The sequence below is a fragment of the Peptacetobacter sp. AB800 genome, assembly GCF_047807365.1.
Classification (GTDB): Bacteria; Bacillota; Clostridia; order Peptostreptococcales; family Peptostreptococcaceae; genus Peptacetobacter.
The window spans coordinates 1-18610 of the sequence record NZ_JBLOUI010000044.1 but is presented as its reverse complement, the minus strand read 5'-3'; the positions used below and the strand labels follow the sequence as shown (position 1 = coordinate 18610).

At 32.8% G+C, this 18610-nt stretch carries 16 protein-coding genes; 12 read left to right on the top strand and 4 right to left on the bottom strand.

Features of this window, described 5'->3' with window-relative positions; all coding sequences use genetic code 11:
- The first annotated feature begins 130 nt into the window (after window positions 1–130).
- Together ACK2WN_RS10425 and ACK2WN_RS10420 are read left to right on the top strand one after the other, a co-directional pair.
- Window positions 131–334 carry an excisionase gene (locus ACK2WN_RS10425; protein ID WP_002607397.1) on the top strand — a complete coding sequence of 68 codons (204 nt, stop codon included), beginning with the start codon at window positions 131–133 and terminating at the stop codon, window positions 332–334.
- A 78-nt stretch (window positions 335–412) separates the two neighbouring features.
- Entirely contained in the window at window positions 413–1606 is a 1194-nt protein-coding gene (locus ACK2WN_RS10420; RefSeq protein WP_416155523.1) for a tyrosine-type recombinase/integrase, read from the top strand.
- Window positions 1607–2090: 484 nt separating this feature from the next.
- Here ACK2WN_RS10420 and ACK2WN_RS10415 read toward each other — a convergent pair whose 3' ends face one another.
- On the bottom strand, window positions 2091–3470 hold the full coding sequence (locus ACK2WN_RS10415) for a YjiH family protein (RefSeq protein WP_330000085.1): 1380 nt from the start codon (window positions 3468–3470) through the stop codon (window positions 2091–2093).
- A gap of 224 nt (window positions 3471–3694) precedes the next feature.
- Here ACK2WN_RS10415 and ACK2WN_RS10410 point away from each other — a divergent pair, with 224 nt between their 5' ends.
- The 7 genes from ACK2WN_RS10410 to ACK2WN_RS10380 all read left to right on the top strand — a co-directional run bounded on the left by ACK2WN_RS10410 (window position 3695) and on the right by ACK2WN_RS10380 (window position 12888).
- Window positions 3695–4963: a dihydroorotase gene (locus tag ACK2WN_RS10410; RefSeq protein ID WP_416155522.1), complete on the top strand. Its 1269-nt coding sequence runs from the start codon at window positions 3695–3697 to the stop codon at window positions 4961–4963.
- Between the two features lie 119 nt (window positions 4964–5082).
- A complete protein-coding gene (locus ACK2WN_RS10405; protein ID WP_416155521.1) occupies window positions 5083–5826 on the top strand; it encodes an EFR1 family ferrodoxin in 744 nt (247 codons plus the stop codon).
- A 60-nt stretch (window positions 5827–5886) separates the two neighbouring features.
- Window positions 5887–6597: a LytR/AlgR family response regulator transcription factor gene (locus ACK2WN_RS10400; RefSeq protein WP_416155520.1), complete on the top strand. Its 711-nt coding sequence runs from the start codon at window positions 5887–5889 to the stop codon at window positions 6595–6597.
- Window positions 6597–8057 carry a GHKL domain-containing protein gene (locus ACK2WN_RS10395; protein ID WP_416155519.1) on the top strand — a complete coding sequence of 487 codons (1461 nt, stop codon included), beginning with the start codon at window positions 6597–6599 and terminating at the stop codon, window positions 8055–8057. The genes ACK2WN_RS10400 and ACK2WN_RS10395 overlap by 1 nt, the downstream gene beginning before the upstream one ends.
- A gap of 373 nt (window positions 8058–8430) precedes the next feature.
- Window positions 8431–9384, top strand: a complete 954-nt coding sequence (locus tag ACK2WN_RS10390; RefSeq protein ID WP_416155518.1) for a hypothetical protein — start codon at window positions 8431–8433, stop codon at window positions 9382–9384.
- A 4-nt stretch (window positions 9385–9388) separates the two neighbouring features.
- Window positions 9389–12037, top strand: a complete 2649-nt coding sequence (locus ACK2WN_RS10385) for an FtsX-like permease family protein (protein WP_416155517.1) — start codon at window positions 9389–9391, stop codon at window positions 12035–12037.
- Between the two features lie 176 nt (window positions 12038–12213).
- The gene (locus ACK2WN_RS10380) at window positions 12214–12888 is read left to right on the top strand and encodes an ABC transporter ATP-binding protein (RefSeq protein ID WP_006440285.1); all 675 of its coding nucleotides are present in this window, start codon (window positions 12214–12216) and stop codon (window positions 12886–12888) included.
- A gap of 225 nt (window positions 12889–13113) precedes the next feature.
- On the opposite strand, the gene ACK2WN_RS10375 is transcribed toward ACK2WN_RS10380, so the two are convergent.
- The 3 genes from ACK2WN_RS10375 to ACK2WN_RS10365 form a co-directional block, all read right to left on the bottom strand.
- A complete protein-coding gene (locus ACK2WN_RS10375; RefSeq protein ID WP_416155524.1) occupies window positions 13114–13341 on the bottom strand; it encodes a GNAT family N-acetyltransferase in 228 nt (75 codons plus the stop codon).
- Between the two features lie 120 nt (window positions 13342–13461).
- Entirely contained in the window at window positions 13462–15438 is a 1977-nt protein-coding gene (locus tag ACK2WN_RS10370) for an FAD-dependent oxidoreductase (protein WP_416155516.1), read from the bottom strand.
- Between the two features lie 13 nt (window positions 15439–15451).
- Window positions 15452–16246, bottom strand: a complete 795-nt coding sequence (locus tag ACK2WN_RS10365; protein WP_006440290.1) for an SDR family NAD(P)-dependent oxidoreductase — start codon at window positions 16244–16246, stop codon at window positions 15452–15454.
- A 188-nt stretch (window positions 16247–16434) separates the two neighbouring features.
- On the opposite strand from ACK2WN_RS10365, the gene ACK2WN_RS10360 reads away from it, so the two are divergent.
- The 3 genes from ACK2WN_RS10360 to ACK2WN_RS10350 all read left to right on the top strand — a co-directional run bounded on the left by ACK2WN_RS10360 (window position 16435) and on the right by ACK2WN_RS10350 (window position 18392).
- Window positions 16435–17016 (top strand): TetR/AcrR family transcriptional regulator, encoded by a 582-nt coding sequence (locus ACK2WN_RS10360; protein WP_416155515.1) that lies wholly within the window; start codon window positions 16435–16437, stop codon window positions 17014–17016.
- A 367-nt stretch (window positions 17017–17383) separates the two neighbouring features.
- Complete coding sequence (locus ACK2WN_RS10355) at window positions 17384–17866, top strand: GNAT family N-acetyltransferase (protein ID WP_300531649.1); 483 nt, start codon at window positions 17384–17386, stop codon at window positions 17864–17866.
- A 34-nt stretch (window positions 17867–17900) separates the two neighbouring features.
- Entirely contained in the window at window positions 17901–18392 is a 492-nt protein-coding gene (locus tag ACK2WN_RS10350; protein WP_416155514.1) for a DUF1648 domain-containing protein, read from the top strand.
- Window positions 18393–18610: the final 218 nt, after the last annotated feature.

Here is an 18610-nt window from a genome sequence, read left to right as displayed (position 1 = left end):
GTTTCAATTTTCTCGACTCCTTTCCGTAGGGGGAATGTGTTTTTGGGTGAAATCATTGTAAACCCTACCGGGGTCGAGATTCAATACTAAATAAGTTAACAGAGCGAAAACATGGGAAAGGGGGTATCTGATGAATAACAACGATATTCCCGTATGGGAAAAATACACCCTTACCATTGAAGAAGCGTCAAAGTATTTCCGTATCGGAGAAAACAAGTTAAGACGATTGGCAGAGGAAAACAAGGACGCTGGCTGGCTCATTATGAATGGCAACCGCATACAGATTAAACGCCGACAGTTTGAACAAGTCATTGACAAATTGGACGCAATCTAATGCAAATGAGCCTTGTATGTGTTATGATGAACACAAGTCATATCAAGGCTCTTTCCAACAAGGAAAGGAGCAGACACCATGAAAGAAAAAAGACGGGATAGCAAAGGACGTATCCTGCATACTGGAGAGAGCCAACGAACAGACGGAAAATACTTATATAAATATGTGGACGCATTTGGAAACACAAAATATGTGTATGCTTGGAGATTGACACCCACAGACCCGACACCAAAGGGAAAACGGGAAAAACCCTCACTTCGTGAACTGGAACAGCAGATAAGACGGGATATTGAGGACGGTATCGACAGCACAGGCAAGAAAATGACGCTTTGCCAACTCTACGCCAAACAGAACGCACAGAGAGCAAACGTGAAGAAAAGCACACAGAAACAACGGGAACAGCTCATGCGGTTATTGAAAGAGGACAAGTTGGGTGCTATGAGCATTGATACGATAAAACCCTCTGACGCTAAGGAATGTGCGTTACGCATGAAAGACAAAGGCTTTTCCTATAATACCATTAACAACCATAAACGCTCGTTAAAAGCGTCATTCTATATCGCCATACAAGACGATTGTGTAAGGAAAAATCCTTTTGATTTCAAGTTAAGTGAAGTTATAGAAAATGATACCAAAGAGAAAGTCGCATTGACAGAGGAACAGGAACAAGCCCTACTCTCATTCATCAAGACGGACAACGTGTATCACAAGTATTATGATGATGTGCTGATACTGTTAAAAACAGGACTTCGTATCTCGGAACTGTGCGGACTGACAGTAGCCAATATTGATTTCAAGAATGAGGTTGTGGTTATCGACCACCAGTTATTAAAGAGCAAGGAACAGGGCTATTATATTGAAACGCCTAAGACAAAGAGTGGAACAAGGCAAGTGCCATTAAGCAAAGAAACGATACAAGCATTTCAACGAGTGATGAAGAAACGCCCAAAGGCAGAACCATTTGTGATAGACGGACGGGGCAACTTTCTATTTGTCAATCAGAAAGGCAAGCCCAAAGTTGCCATTGATTATAACGCCTTATTTGTCCGTATGGTAAAGAAATACAACAAGCACCATAAGGACAATCCCTTGCCACATATCACACCGCATACGCTACGCCATACGTTCTGCACAAGACTAGCGAGCAAGAACATGAACCCGAAAGATTTACAGTATATCATGGGGCATTCAAATATCAGTATCACAATGAACTGGTACGCTCATGCGTCCATAGATACCGCAAAATCAGAGGTTCAGCGTCTAATTGCATAGAAGTATTTACCACGATTTTAACCACGTTTGATAGCGAAAATATAAGGAGATAGACCTAGATATGTGAGGTTTACCACAAAAGCAAAATGCCCGTAGAGCCGATAAAATAAGGCTTTGCGGACATTTAAGAAGATATAAAAAGATAGTCAAAAAGACATATATAATTTATTTGTGTAAAATCAGCTTAAATCAAAATTTGGCAAAGCTATTGATATTATGTAGCATATGAGTTATATAGACAAAACTCTTTCGACAATCTGGAGACGCGTATTTTAGTTGCAACAAAATTATTTCTTAATCACGCATCGAAGCTGGAGAGGAGTTTGTCTATATCTCATATGCTTAGCATAGTAACAAAGGGTTGGCAAATTTTGATTTAGACTACAATACTGCAAGCGCCCCACAACCGCTAAATGTGTTACTCTAACGGGGTGGGGGCGCTGAAGCCTGGAGCAAAGAGCAGTTATACTCTTGTCCTGTTTATTTATGCGAAGATTACAAATTTCGCTACTAATGTTATTATAGGTAAACTTATCGCTGTTCTAACCAAGAATACTACAAGTAAATCTTTTAGATTTAATGGTATATCTGATTTAAGAACAACTGCACCTGTTTCTGTTAAATATATCAGCTGAGATATTGATAAAACACCGATTATAAACTTAGTAACCTCAGCTATTCCATCAACTGATACCATTATAGAAGGTAGGAACATATCTGTAAATCCTACTAAAACTGCCGGAGCAGCTTCTACTGCATTTGGTATAGCTAATAATTTAAGTATAAATACTATTGGATAAGATATTATTGTAAAAAATGGAGTGTATTCAGCAACGATAAGCGCTAGAGTACCCCAAGCCATAACAAGTGGAAGTAATCCAAAGTACATATCTATAACAGTCTTACATCCGTTTAATATTATATCTCCAAAAGAAGGAGAAGTTTCAGCTCTTTCAACTGCTTTTTTAAGACCGAATGCAAAAACATTTTCTCCCTTAGGAATAACTTCTTCTTTAAGATGTTCAACACCCATATAAGTAGTATCCTTAAACTTGCTAAGAGGATATATTCTAGGCATTATAAGTGCACAAGCTAATGAAGCTAAACAAACTGTACCGTAGAATGGAACAAATATATCCATAAATCCAAGCTGGTCAGCTATTACTGTAGAGAATGGAAGTGAAACAAGTGAGAAACAAACTGCTATTATTGACGCTTCTTTAGCAGTGTAGAATCCCTGTTTGTACTGAGTATCAGTTATCATAATTCCAAGTGTACCATCTCCAAGCCAAGAAGATATTGCATCTATTGCAGATCTTCCAGGAACTTTGAATAGCTTATACATAAATTTAGATATTAAAGTACCAAATAAATCCATTAACCCAAAGTCTACAACTAAAGGAAGTAGGAAACCTGACACTAAGAATATAGCAAGTAAGCTTGGAAGCACACCAATCATAGTACCTCCTGTCACATCAGAATGAATAAATTCTGGACCTACCTTAAATATAGTCATAAATATAAATATTGCACCAAGTATTCTAAATGTTAACCAGAATGGTGAAACTTCAAGAACAGTTCTTAAAAAATCATTCTTGATTTTTATAAATTTACTCATAATTGAGAATATTGCAGACGCTATAATTACTACAAGTGCGATGTAGTTCATATAATCGGCAAGTAAAATTTTTATAAGTTCAGCTAAAAATCCTATCCCTATATTTACCGATGAAAGACCTTCAATAGGGAACATGCTTCCGTATGGCAGTGGTATTATGAAAAGAATCATACCAAATAGCGACGGAATGAAAAATTTAAAAAATCCAGCAGTTGTTATGGATTTTTCATTCGTGTTATTACTCAAAAATAATCCCTCCTAAGACATTAATAAAATAAATATAAATCACATTAAAAAAGCCTTTGAAAAAACTTTCAAAAGCTAAATATAAGTTTATCTTATTTTTACTAGAAAGTCAACGAAAATAGTGTATAATTGTAATTAACAATGGACACTTAAAATGAAAGTAGAAGTTGAAATAAAAATTATATAATATTGGCGATAATTTTAAATCAGAAAGGATTGGTTTGATGATACTTATAAAAAATGGTAGACTTGTAAACCCAGCGACAAACACAGATGAAGTAATGGATGTCGCAATAGAAAATGGAAAGATATTAAAAGTAGAAAAAGGAATTGAAGAGAATGGATTTGAAAAAGTAATAGATGCAGCTGGAAAAATAGTTGCTCCAGGACTTATAGATGTTCACGTTCACTTTAGAGATCCAGGATTTGAGCATAAAGAAGACTTATTAACAGGTTCTGCATCAGCAGCAAAAGGTGGATTTACTACAGTTGTATGTATGGCAAATACTAAACCTGTTGTAGATAGCGTTGAAGTATTAAACTATGTGCAGAACAAAGCAGAATTAGTTCCAATAAACATAGTTCAGGCTGCTGCAATAACAAAAGGATTTTTAGGAAAAGAATTAGTAGATATGAAAACTCTTAAAGAAGCTGGAGCACTAGGATTTACAGATGATGGACTTCCAATAAACGACACAGCTCTTGTAATGAAAGCTATGGAAATGGCAAAAGAATTAGATGTGCCACTAAGCTTCCACGAAGAAGATCCTTCATTAATAGGAAACCCTGGTGTAAACGCAGGAGAGGTTGCAAAAGAATTAGGACTTGTAGGTGCTCCAAACGTAGCAGAAGACGTAATGGTTGCAAGAGATTGTATGATGGCTATGAAAACAGGAGCTAAAGTTGATATACAGCATATAAGCTCAGGAAATTCTGTAGATATGGTTAGATTTGCAAAACAGCATGGTGCAAGAGTGTACGCAGAAGCATCTCCACACCACTTCACATTGACAGAAGACGCTGTTAGAGAGCACAAAACATTTGCAAAAATGAACCCACCTCTAAGAACAGCTTGGGATAGAGATAAAATAATAGAAGGTTTAAAAGACAACACAATAGAAATAATAGCTACAGACCACGCACCTCACACAACTGAGGAAAAAACAGGAGAATTCCAGAATTGCCCAAGTGGAATAATAGGACTAGAAACTTCTCTAGCACTAGGAATAATGTCTTTAGTAAATGCGGGACATCTTACATACCTTCAGTTAATGGAAAAAATGTCTGTAAAACCAGCAGAATTATACAACTTAGATACTGCAAACATATCAGAAGGAAAACCAGCAGATATAGTAATATTTGATCCTAATGAAAAATGGGTAGCAGGTGACTACGCTTCAAAAGCAGAAAACACTCCATTTACAGGAATGGAAATGACAGGTAAAGTAAAATACACTATCTGCAACGGAAGAATAGCTTACGAAGATAAATAAGAAATCTTATAAAGAATAGATGAAAAAATTTAATATAAAATAGTAAAAGTGGTGCTGTTTTAAGAGTGTTTTACACATTCTTTGGCAGCACCATATTTATAACTAAAGGGGGAACAGAAATGATAGTATACTTTACAGGTACTGGAAATAGCAAATACATAGCAGAAAAAATAGCAAAAATAACAGAAGATGGAATAATAGATTCTACAAAATACATAAAAAACAACGAAAATCCCACTCTTAACTCAGAAAAACCATTTGTATTTGTCTGTCCAACTTATGGTTGGAGAATTCCGAGGGTATTTGATGAATTTATAAGAAAATCAAACTTTGATGGAAGTAAAAAAGCATACTTTGTTATGAACTGTGGAAGCGATATAGGAAACGCAGAAGAAACAATATCAATATTATGTAAAGAAAAAAGTTTTGAATTTATGGGTATCAAAGAAATTATAATGCCTGAAAACTACATAGCGATGTTCCCAGTTCCAAGTGAAGAAGAGTCTGCTCAAATAATAGAAAAAGCTGATCCTATTATAGAAAAAGCAGCCGATGAGATAAAAGAATGTAAGAAATTTGAAGAAAGAAAGCTAAGAGCATTTGACAAAGCAAAGAGCGGATTTGTAAACAATATATTCTATAAAAAATTTGTAAAAGCAGATAAATTCTATGCTAAAGATAATTGTATAGGTTGTGGAAAATGCGAGGAACTTTGTATGCTAAACAATATAAAATTAGTAGAAAATAAGCCAGCTTGGGGAAGTAATTGCACACATTGTATGGCTTGTATCTGTAATTGTCCTGTTGAAGCCATCGAATACGGAAAGAAAAGCGTAGGAAAGAGAAGATATCTTTGCAAATAGAAAAATTTCTGATAATGTAATAATAGAATTCTTTAAATCGAAAGGAGGAAGGAGGATTTTATGCTTACGATAGGAATTTGCGATGACGAAAAAGAAATAAGGGAAAAAATAAAAAGTGTAGTTGAAAAGACTATGTTTGACAACGATAGAGATTATAGAATAAAGGAATTTTCCTCTGGAGAAGAGTTGCTTGAAGAGAATGTTGGTGAGATAGATATACTCTTTTTGGATATACTTATGGGCGATATAAATGGAATGGATACCGCTAGAAAAATAAGAGAAAACGATAAAAATATGGAGATAATTTTTATAACATCTTTGGTTGATTATATATCTGATGGCTATGAAGTGAGAGCGTATAGGTATCTATTAAAGCCAGTGGACGAGGAGATAGTAGCAAAGCATTTAAAATCGTGTATCAAAGATGTAGAGGATAGTAAAGGAAAGTATTTAGTTGTAAAATCTGATGATGGGATTAAGAAAATATATCAGCGAGATATACTTTATATTGAAGTTTTAAACAGAAAAGTAATCATACATTCAGAAAAGGGCAATAGCGAAACAAGGCAGACACTATCTGAAATAAAAAATGAATTAGACTCAAATATGTTTTATCACTGTCAAAAAAGCTTCATTGTAAACCTTGATTATATAAATAAAATCAAAGGATATACGGCTGTTTTAGACAATGGTGAAGACATACCAATTGGAAGAACTAAGTACAAGGATCTTAAAGAAAAGTTTTTCTGGCGCTTAGGCGGTGGTAATTAGTGGGAAAAATATTTAGAGAATTTATATATCTATTTAGTGTAGTTAATGTATTTTTTGTATTTAACACTGTAGTCGAGTACAAAAGAGATGCGCAAATATCTAAAAAAAGAAATATAACTGTGCAGCTTTTTATGATAGCTATTACATACATACTAGTAAGGGAAATCAGAATATGGGAAATATATACAGGAAGTGGATTTATACCGTATAGAAAAATGGTATTTAGAGATTTCTTGATAAGATTTCTTTCAATGGGTGAAATTAAGGGATATATTGTAGTAAGGTGGATGTTCAACATACCATTTTTACTACTTTTAGCAAAAGTATATAAGAAAGAATACAATATAAGTTGCATAAAATCAGCCTTCTTATTCATAATGACTACAAAATACCTTTCACTAATATGCGATGTGGTAATTCCAAGAATACTATTTATAATTTGGAAAAAGGACTCTCTTTCTTCAGACATGGTTACAAAATTGAGCTTACAAGAATGGAACTGGTTTGATTTTTCTGTTATATTAATCGCTTTTCTTGTATTTCTACTAATGCTTGGAATTGTAAAGATTATAAAAAAATTGGTAAACAATAACAGAGTATATGTATATGGAATAAATATACTACTGATGAACGTAATAATATTATTTGTTTTAGAGTTTCTAAACATAATTTCTATAGGTAAAATAGGCTTTATATATAGGGATTTATTAACATCAGAAAGGTATCTACTACAAATACAGGTACTTCCGGATTTAATTTTCTTAAATCTAATAATGACAATATACCTAGTTATTATGATTAAAAAGGAAAATGATGAAAGAGCAAAGAAAGATTTGATGAATAGCAAAATAAAACTTCAAGAAGAATACTATTCTAGCCTTGAAGAGTCTCAGATGCAGGTGAGAAAATTGTACCACGATATGAAAAATCACCTTGAAAATATAAGTAATCTCAATCAAAATAGCGAAGAATCAAGGCAGTATATAGACGAGTTGAAGGATCAATTAAATAACAGCAACGATGTAAAAAGTACCGGAAATGCTATAGTAGATATAATTTTGAACGAAAAGAAAAAAGTTTGTATCAAAGAAGGTATAAATTTTGAAACCAATGTAAACTCTAAGGATTTGAGCTTCATGAAGAACGCAGATATATCTAATATTTTCTCAAATGTGCTAAATAATGCGATTGAAGCTTGCAAAAAGATTGAGAATGGAGAGAAATATATTAAACTTGAGGCGTATAAGATAAAACGGTACTATGTAATATACTGTGAAAACAGTAAAACAAATAAGATAAAAAGAGCAGGAAGTAGATTTATTACAGAGAAAAAGGATAACTTTGTCCATGGAATTGGAATTAGAAGCATTGAAACATCTGCAAAAGCTTATGATGGAGATGTTGTGATAGACTATGATGATGATAAATTTATGATAAAAATATTAATACCTTTAAATTAATGGAAATGGAGGGACTGTTGCATAAATTGCAACAGTCCTTTTCTTATTATAATCTTTTATGAATTTAGTATGTTGTTAGAGAATGGTATAAATCAAAATTTATAGGGATAATATCTAACTTGGTAGATTGAAGGTCATAGACAAAACGAACTCGACAATGCAACTTGATTGCCTGGAGAGGAGTTTGTCTATGACTTCAATCCCTGAGAGAAATTAACGTATAAATTTTAATTTTATCCATTTTCATACCATTCACGCACATTTTTATACCGTTCAGACCAAATTTAGAATATAGAAAAAATAAAGTGATATTATTTAATTAATCAATCACACAAATAAATTATAAAAAATTTTCTAAAAAAGAGGTGAGAATATGAAAAATACAAACTTAAAAAACCTTACCAAAAATAAAATGTTTATGGTATTTATATTTGCTTTAATAGCGGTTGCACTAATACTTGGAGTAGATGCGGTAAAAATTTCAAAGAGCAAAACTGAAGCGAATGAAATACAAAAGGCATACGGAAGCTACCACACAGAATATGTTGGTATAACTGAGGAACAGATTTTGAGTCTTTTCAAAGAAAAGGATATTGAAAGAATAGACAACGTTCAAAACTTGGGAGAAATTAATACAAATAATGGCTCAAAAGTTGAATTAAAGTCATTTGAAGGAAGATACTACGCAACTACACAGTATTTTGCTATGAAATCTCAAAAACTTGTTGGGAAACAGGCTAGAAACAACAACGAGATTGTACTAGATGAAGAAGCAGCAAAGATTTTTGGCGTAGGAAACGAACTTGGAAAAGAAATCAATGTAACTCTTGAAAAAGAATACACAGATAAAGATGGAGAAAAGAAAACTTTTAAAGAGGATAAGAAATTCAAAGTTGTCGGATTTGTAAAGAAAAGATACGAGGAGAGCATAAAAGATGATGTAAAAATCAAGTCTAATACAAATCGACGGATAGCTTACACTTACGGAAATGGTAATGAAAACGTGCAAGGTCTTATCTGGAACAAGGGACAAGAGATAATTCCAGATGAAGCTGTTACATACGATGTGATATTAAGATTTAAAACAGGAAAAGAAAATCATGTTGGCTCAAATGTAAATCTTGAAAAGAAAGTTGAGCAGGTAGGTGCTAGAAGCAAAATAGGAAAAAATAAAATATATCCAAATAGTAACTACATAAATAAACTTTCAAAAATAAGCATTGATTCAGAAAAATTGTGCAATAAAGGAAAAATAATTATTGTAATACTGGCAATATTGGCTGTAGTTGAAATAATTTACGCCGTATACACAAGAAAAAAGAGGTGAGAACATGAAAAATATATACTCTAAACTATCAATCAAATACCTTACTAAAAACAAGAACAGAACTGTGATGATGTTTTTAGGGGTAATTGCTGCGATTGCTTTGATATTTGGACTAAACACAGTGAGAATTTCTCAGAGTATGAACAAGGCAAATGCTCTGAAAAAAGTATATGGAAGCTATCACACAGAATACGTTGGAATAACTTTAGATCAGTTGAATAAACTAATGGGAGATAAAGATATTGCAACAATAGACGATGTTCAAAACTTAGGTGAGATAGTAACAGATAATGGTCTAAAGACAGAGCTAAAGTCTTTTGAAGGAAAATATGTCTCAGCACCAGAATACTTCTCTATGAAATCTCAGGAGCTTGTTGGAAGAAAAGCCAGAAACAACAACGAGATTGTATTAGACGAGGAAGCAGCAAAAATTTTTGGAATAAAGGACAAGCTTGGAAAAGAAATAACTGTAACTCTTAAAAAAGAATATACAGATAAAAATGGGAAAGAGCAGTTATTCACAGAGAAGAAAAAATTCAAGGTTGTAGGAATTGTAAAAAGAAAATACGAGGACAATATAAGAGGAGCTGTTGAAGTAGGTGCAGAGATGAGCCGACGGATAGCGTACACTTATGGAAATGGCAGCGATGAATTACAGGGAATTTCATTTACAAAAAATCAGAGAATAATTCCAGATGAGGCTGTCACTTACGATTCTATAGTAAAATTTAAAACTGATAAAGCTAAGTCATTTAGAGAAAGTATAGCAGTTGGAAACAAAGTAGAACAAGTTGCTATGAGAAATGGAATAGGAAGACCTACATTATATCCAAACAGCAATTATATAAGTGAACTTTCAAATATACAGTTTTCACTTGAAAATATGTACGACAAAAATAATATGATTATAATATTAACTGTAATACTTCTTATATTTAATATATTTAACATAATGTGGGGAGAAATTATAAGAGAAGTTAGCCTACTTAGACTAGTTGGAGCTACTAAGAACAAGGTTAGAATGATGATAATATACCAATCAGCGATAATTGCAGTAATAGGTACAATTCTTGGTATATTAGCTGGAATAGTATTTTCAAAAGTTGGATTAATGGTGTTTAAGGATTCTAGTTTAACGGCACTTAAAATAAAACCTAAGCTATACATAGAAAGTGGAATACTAGTTCAGACAGTAGTTGTATCTCTGATTTCTGTAGTAATAGCAACTATTCCGCCGATTATAAAAATAGGAAGAGTATCTAGCTTAAATGCAGTTAGAGATATTTCAACACATAAGAGAAGAGAAAAACAGGGTGTATTTGGTAGATTTTTACAGAAAGTATTTGGAATATATGGATACATGGGAATGAGAAATCTAACTCTTAAAAAAAGCAGAACATTGATTTCTGTTATCTCAATAGCACTTGGCGGATATATGATAATGAACACATTCACATCTATGATGGGAGAAATAGACAATAATATAACTGATATATATTATAAATACGATATAGAAGCAACTCCTGGAGTAAGTAATGATATAGATACTTTTGGAATTGATAAGAAATATGTCGAAAGTTTGAATGGAATGAATGAGGTAGAATCTATAAATGCAAGATTTGACGGAGAGGCAAATGTGCAGCTTAAAAAGGAAAGTGCAAATAAGAGAGCTTTAAAATACTACGGAATAAAGGAAACAGATAACATAGACCTTTTAAGTCACATGAGATTTTACACTAATGATGCAATTGACGAAAGAATGAAGGATTATATAAAAGATGGATCTCTTGACAGTATAAAACATACAAAAGATGGATATGTAAATGTTGCAGTTTTAAATTATTTCTATGATCCTATAGACACGCATACATATCACGAGGTTATAAAAGGGCTTAAGGTTGGCGATATAATCCCAATAAATGTAAATTATCACAATGGAGATAAAATAGAGAGAAAGACAATAAATATCAGAGTAGGTGCGCTTATATCTCAAAGCTGGTTAGGTTATGGAGATCAGCTACTTCCATCTAGGGTGGAGCTGATAACATCTGATAGAAATATGAAAGCTATATTTGGAAAAGAAACATTTAATAAAATAGGAATAAACCTTAAAGATTCAAATACTGATGCAGAAAATAAAAAGGTCATAGACTATGTTGAAGATAATATACCAGCGCGGATAAGTAATAGATTTAATTTTGAAAAAGAGCAAAGGATGGCAGAGTTAGAAATGAGAAAAGAAGCGATAATAAGTTTAATTCTTATCGTTCTTATATCTATTTTAAATATATTCTGCACAGTTAGAGCTAATTTAATAATTAGAAGAAAAGAGATATTCACAATGAGAGCACTTGGAATGGATGTTTCAGGTATGAAGAAAATGAATAGGTTTGAAGCATTAACTTATGGTGTACTTAGCTCAATTGTGGGAATAGCAATAGCTGTTGTAAGTCTTTTGAAAATGGTTAAATGGCACAACGATGCGTATGTAAACTTTGGAATAGAGCATTTTATGGACTTTACATTTCCAACTGGAGGAGCGCTTGTATTTGTAATAACTACAATTATAGCTTGTTTGGTTGCAGTTTCTCTAGCAAATAGAGAATTTGCAAATAAGGAAATAGCAGATGGAATTAGGGATTTAGATGATTAAATTTTGATAAAATAATCTAATTTTAGCTTTGATATTACCATTTGTGCCGATTTTTATACCGTTTAAGCAGTATGTATTGAAGGTAAATATTTAAAATGTTAATCTAATCGTAAATAAATGGTAGATAAATTTTATTCGCCGAAGAAATTTGGTGAATATAGAGGAGATGATATTTTATGAAAAAGACGTTAAAGATAGAAGGTTTGAAAAAATACTACGGAAAAGATGAGAGCCTTGTTAAAGCTGTAGACGGAATAGATTTAGAGATTGAAAATGGAAAATTTACAGCGATAATAGGGACATCTGGATCAGGAAAGAGTACACTTCTTCACTGTATAGCTGGACTTGATAAGCCTACAGATGGGAAAGTTTTTCTAGGGGATGAAGATTTATACAAGTTGAGTGATAGCGAGCTTTCTAAGATAAGAAGAAAGGAATTTGGATTTATATTCCAGAGTTTCAACTTAATTCCTGTGCTTAGTGTATATGATAATATTGTGTTGCCAATTCTTTTGGATGGCTCAAAGGAAGATCCAATATATATTGATAGTATTATCAAAAGTATGGGACTTGAGGAACAGGTTAAGAAGTTTCCAAATGAGCTTTCAGGTGGACAGCAGCAGAGGGTTGCAATAGCTAGGGCACTTTCTAATAGACCATCAGTTATATTTGCTGATGAGCCGACTGGAAATCTTGATAGCAAGACAACTGAGGAAGTTATGCAAGTGCTTAGAGATACTGTTAATGATTTTGGGCGGACACTTGTTATGATAACTCATAACCAGGAAATTGCGGAAACTGCTGATAGAATAGTGACTATTAGTGATGGGAAAATTATAAGTGATAAGTAAATACGAGGAAAGATAAAAAAGACCATTTCGTCTACAGGCTTCAGCTACGGCTTTTTGCCTTCGCTTGCAGATTGTTGACGAAAATGGTCTTTTTTTATCTTTCCATATATTTACTACTCAGAAAGAGAGGAGTATATCTGCATATACATCCTCCCTTTTTATCGGTTTTTATTTACGCTCGAAAATTTTGAAGGAAAACCTATTGAAATAGTTTACTAATAACCATCAAATAAATTTTAGCATTTTTATAGCATCAGTTTTATATCCATTCCATTCTAGTTGTATTTTTTCACAAGGGGTAAAGCCTTGTTTTTTCCAAAAATCAACTGCGTTATGATTATAATTATACACAACATCAATTCTAACTTTATTAGTAAGATTCTCTTTAAAAAGCTGTTCTAATTGATTATATACTACACTACCAATCTCTTTTCCTTGTTGATTAGCATCAATTATTTACACACCTTTCAAAATAATTTTGATTACTCACTTAAAAAGGCCATTGCATTAATTGCAACAGCCTCTTTTAATCGTTAATATATAAAAAACATCCTTTTTATTTATCGTTTTTATTTATAAATTCAATGCACAGTTGTATGCCTGGTTTACACCTTTAGCAATTGTTCCGCCACTTGCACTGTCTCCAACGTTATAAACTTCTGAGATGCGTCCTTTTAGTTCTTCATATAGAGATGTTTCTGGACGATCTCCTATTGCAATTATAACGTCATTAGCAGGGATTTCGACAATAGTTCCATCTTTTTCTTTGCATACTACAGAGTCATTTTTAATTTCTTGACATAGGCAAGAAGTTTTGAAATCAACACCGTATTCGCGTAGATGTCCTAATACTATTGTTCTTGTTACATTTACCATTTTATCTGCTAATTTATCCATCATTTCAATAATTGTAACTTTTTTACCCATTGAAGCAAGTAGTTCAGCAGTTTCAATTCCAACACTTCCACCACCGATAATTACAATTTTTTCGCCGACTTCTTTTCCGTCAAGAACTTCTTTTGCATTTACAGCGTGTTCAAAACCAGGTATAGAAAGTTTAGCAGGATGCACACCAGTTGCGCATATTACTGCGTCTGGACTCATATTTATTATTTCTTCTGCAGAAATTTCTGTATTTAAATGAACATCAACACCTGTTACTTCTAGCTGTCTTTCTAGATATGGAATTAATGGTTCCATGTTTTGTTTGTGAGGAGGTTTTACAGCATAGTAAAGTTGTCCACCGATTTTATAATCTTTTTCGTAAAGAGATACTTTATGTCCTCTTTTTGCTGCAATACGAGCCGCTTCTACACCAGCAACCCCACCACCAATTACAACTACATTTTTGATTTCTTCAGCAGGTGTTATTGTATAATCATTGCTTCCTTGTCCAATGACAGCATTTCCAGAACAGCAACAAGTTCCACCGCTTTGTAACTGAGTGTCAACACAAGTTCCACATCCTATACAAGGACGGATTTCATCTTGACGGTCTTCTATAATTAAATTAACAAGATTTGGTTCTGCTAATAATGAATGCCCAAGGAAAATAAATTCACATTGTTTATCTTCTAATGCTTTTTCTGCAATGTCTGGATTCTGTGCTCGTCCACCACCAATCATAGCAATAGTAGCAGGTTTACCAGTCATTTTTAAGATACCATATTTTAAAGCCTGGCAAAGTCCAACAGCCTGACAATAGTTAGATGCAGAATCAGGAAGATCTTCTATGCTAGCTTCTTTTTTCCATGTTCCAGCTAGAACTTCTAGTGCATCAACACCAGCATCTTGGAATCTCTTTGCATAATAAATTCCATCTTCCATAGTAATACCAGCATCTTCACCACGTTCCATAGCACTATATTTTACAATAATAGTAAAATCATCTCCGCATAATTCACGAATTCTTTTAATAATATTTAAATGGAAACGAACTCTATTTTCTGGATTGCCACCGTATTCGTCAGTTCTTACATTAGCAGTAGAAGAAAGGAATTGTTCTCCAAGATAATATCCAACACTATGGATTTCTACACCATCAAATCCTGCTTTTTTCGCACGAAGAGCAGCTTGAGCGTATTTTTCTTCAATTTCATGAATTTCATCTATTGTTAATTCTCTAGGTTCTTCATTTTCTAAGCCCATCATAAAAGAGTAAGGCATTGCAACTGCACTTGGAGCTACTGGCTGATGTCCTGTGATTGCTCGACGTGCACCACGTCCTGTATGACTAATCTGAAGAACACACTTAGAGCCTTCTTTGTGAATTGCATCAGCAAGTTTAGTCATTCCTGGTATAAACTTATCATCGTCAATTACTAACATATTTGCAGTGTTTAGACCAACTGGTGAATCTACACAAGTTACTTCTACAACAATTAATCCTACGTCACCTTTTGCATGTTCAGCGTAATGATTAATTACTGCTTCATTTACAAAACCATTTGTTGATTGATTCATTCCCATTGCACTCATAACAGTTTTGTTTCTAAGTTCAATTGAGCCAATTTTTCCTGGTGATAAAAGTAATGGATATTTTGTTGTCATGATAATTCCTCCCTTATTCTACAATGTCGCCAAACATAGGTGCTGCTAATCCGTAACCACCACAAACTTCCATAAGTTGTCCTGTAATCCAAGAAGATTCATCAGAAGCAAAGAATACAATTGCATTAGCTTGATCTCTAGGTTCACCAAGACGACGAATTAATGTGTGTTTTAACCACGCTTCTTTAAATTCTTCAGGAAGTGCCCGTTCTGTTGCCTGTGATACTGTAAATCCTGGAAGAACAGCATTACATCTAATACCTTGTCTTCCATACTGAACAGCAATCTGTTGAGTTAGCATATTTAAAGCTGCTTTTGCCACTCCATAATAAGTACGAGATACATCAGCCTGAACAGAAGTTGATGAGGATACATTGACAATTGATCCTCCACCGCCTTTAATCATAAGAGGAATAACAACTCTACAACATTCAGCACTTACGCCAAGTATTCCTTCCATTATTCCCATGCATGTTTCATGGCTAGTGTCGACAACTGTTGTATTATCCTTAGCCATTGTTGGACCACCAATAGCATTATTGATAAATATATCAATACGTCCTGCATCTTCATAAGCAGTTTTAATAGCACTTTCAATAGTTTCTAGTTTATTACACTGGAAGTAAATAACCTTTCTAACTTTTCCAGGGTATTTTCCTTCTGTTTCTTTGGCAAGTTCTTCACCATATTCAACTCGGCGTACAAGCATATAAACATCTGCGCCTTCTTCTAATAACTTATACATAGTTTCCTTACCGATTCCATTAGTACATCCAGTTACTAAAGCTATTTTTCCTTTACATCTCATCACTTAAAACTCCCTTCTGTTGCAATCCTAGATTTTATAAGTTTGTTTTTCTTTTACCTAATGCAATTATTTTGCTTTTAAATTTATATAAGTTTTGTTAATTGTACACAAAAAGCAGCTTCTTGCATCAGAATTTCACATTTGCTATAATTTAATAACGATAAATTAAAAAGAAAGGTTGAACAATAATGTTACAAGCAAAAAAAAGTGAACGCACTCATCAACAGTTTTTAAATTCTGCCAGAACACTTTTCCTTGAAAAAGGGTTTGATAATACAAGTATCGAGGATATTGTAACAATGGCAGGATATTCTATTGGTGCATTTTACCGTCATTATAAGAGTAAATCAGATATTTTAATTGAACTATGGAATGAATTTCTTCAAGATTATATTCAAGAATCCATAGACGGAGCTATGAAAACAACTACTTTAGAAGAGTCGATTGACTATCTTCTTTTGCGTAATAAAGAATACTACGAACATCCCATGTTTAAATGTTATTACAATGCCAGCGTAACTCGCATGATTACAAGTAGTAAAAATGATATTCCAAACAATGCAGGCAGTTTTAATGACATGCTTGTTATGTTATTAGAACGTGAATATCCATCTGTTGACCACGATAGATTACGCACTTATGCAAGTACTATTCATGCAATTATAAATGCTTATGCATCAGGTAGTATTCTTAATCAAAATTTGTATTTTGATGAGGTTACAACCAGAGAAATATTGCTAGATTTAGCTCATAAAGCAGGCATTGAATAAAAAGAGAATCTGATTCACTTTTCTATATTTTCAGTATATACCTCGGTATTTCAGCTTGTCAATGAGATGATTTATGTTAATTAGGTTTTTAAATGAATTCAATATTTTAGGCGATTTTTGCTTATTATATATAGTTTTTTAGAATGATTTAAGTTATATTATATTTATTTATCTTCATTGAAAATATCTTTTCCTGATAATGCTAATATCTTAAGAATTTTTAGAAAATATTTTGTGAAAGAATGTTTTAAATTTGGTATAATTTATTTAAAGAAAGTTTTTGATTTTTAGAAATTATATTAAAAAATTTAAAAGACTGAAATTATTTGATTTTAAGAAATAAATTAATTAGAGAGAGGATGTTATTATGATTATTAGAAAAGCTACTATAGAAGATTTAAGAGATATTGCAGATGTTGAGGCTGCATGTTTTCCAGAGGCTGAAGCAGCTAGTGAGGAGTCTTTTGAAAAGAGATTAAACCATTTTGCAGATAGATTTTGGCTTTTATACGACGGGGATAAGCTTGTAAGTTTTGTAAATGGAATGGTTACAAATGATACGGATTTAGTAGATGAGATGTTTGCAGATGCGTCTTTACACGATGAAAATGGAGATTGGCAGATGATTTTTGGTGTGGCAACTTTACCAGAGTATAGAAGAAAAGGGTGTGCAGGCATGTTACTAGAAAGAGCAATAGAGGATTGTAGAAAAGAAGGTAAAAAAGGATTAGTGCTTACTTGCAAGGAAGCTAAGCTTCATTATTACGCTAAATTTGGATTTGAGAATGAGGGAGTTTCGTGCTCTGAGCATGGTGGAGCATTATGGTACCAGATGAGAATAACTTTTTAAGTTTTTTAATTGAAATTAAAGCAAGGTGATTTTTATGATTAAGAGAGTAGTAGATGAGAGTTTATACGGTAAAAAGACAACTTTTAGCAAAATAGCAAACTTAATAAGTCTACTGTCTGTTGTTGGGATAGTGTTATACGTAATAATAACGTGGAAAAACATTCCAGATATGATTCCAGGGCACTATAATATCGCTGGAGAAATAGACAAATATTCATCTAAAAATTCGATATGGATACTTATTGTTGTGCAGATACTATTGTTTACAATGATGTCTGTACTTGAGAGATTTCCAAACATATGGAATACAGGAGTACAAATAACTGAGGAAAATCGGGAAAGAGTATATACAAATCTTAGAAATATGCAAACATACCTAAAAATGATGATTATGATATATTTCTCATACATGACATTTCAATCAATAGGTGGAGGAAACTTGCATAGTATGTCTATATTTATATTTTTAGTATTAGTTTTTGGGGGAATGGCGATATTTTTAGTGAAAATATTTAAAAACAGATAAATTAATTGAATAAAACTTAGATAGTACATAAAATTATATGGATAGTTATACATAATAAAATTATGTCAACTAAAATAAATGTTTAAAATCACATACGATAATATATTTTGGTTTTGTTAACTTGATATGAAAAAAATACTCTCGAAACAAAAAATAAATCGATGGGTTAAACTTGATTTCAAAAATTTTAAAAAATTGCACAACAAATAAACCTAACA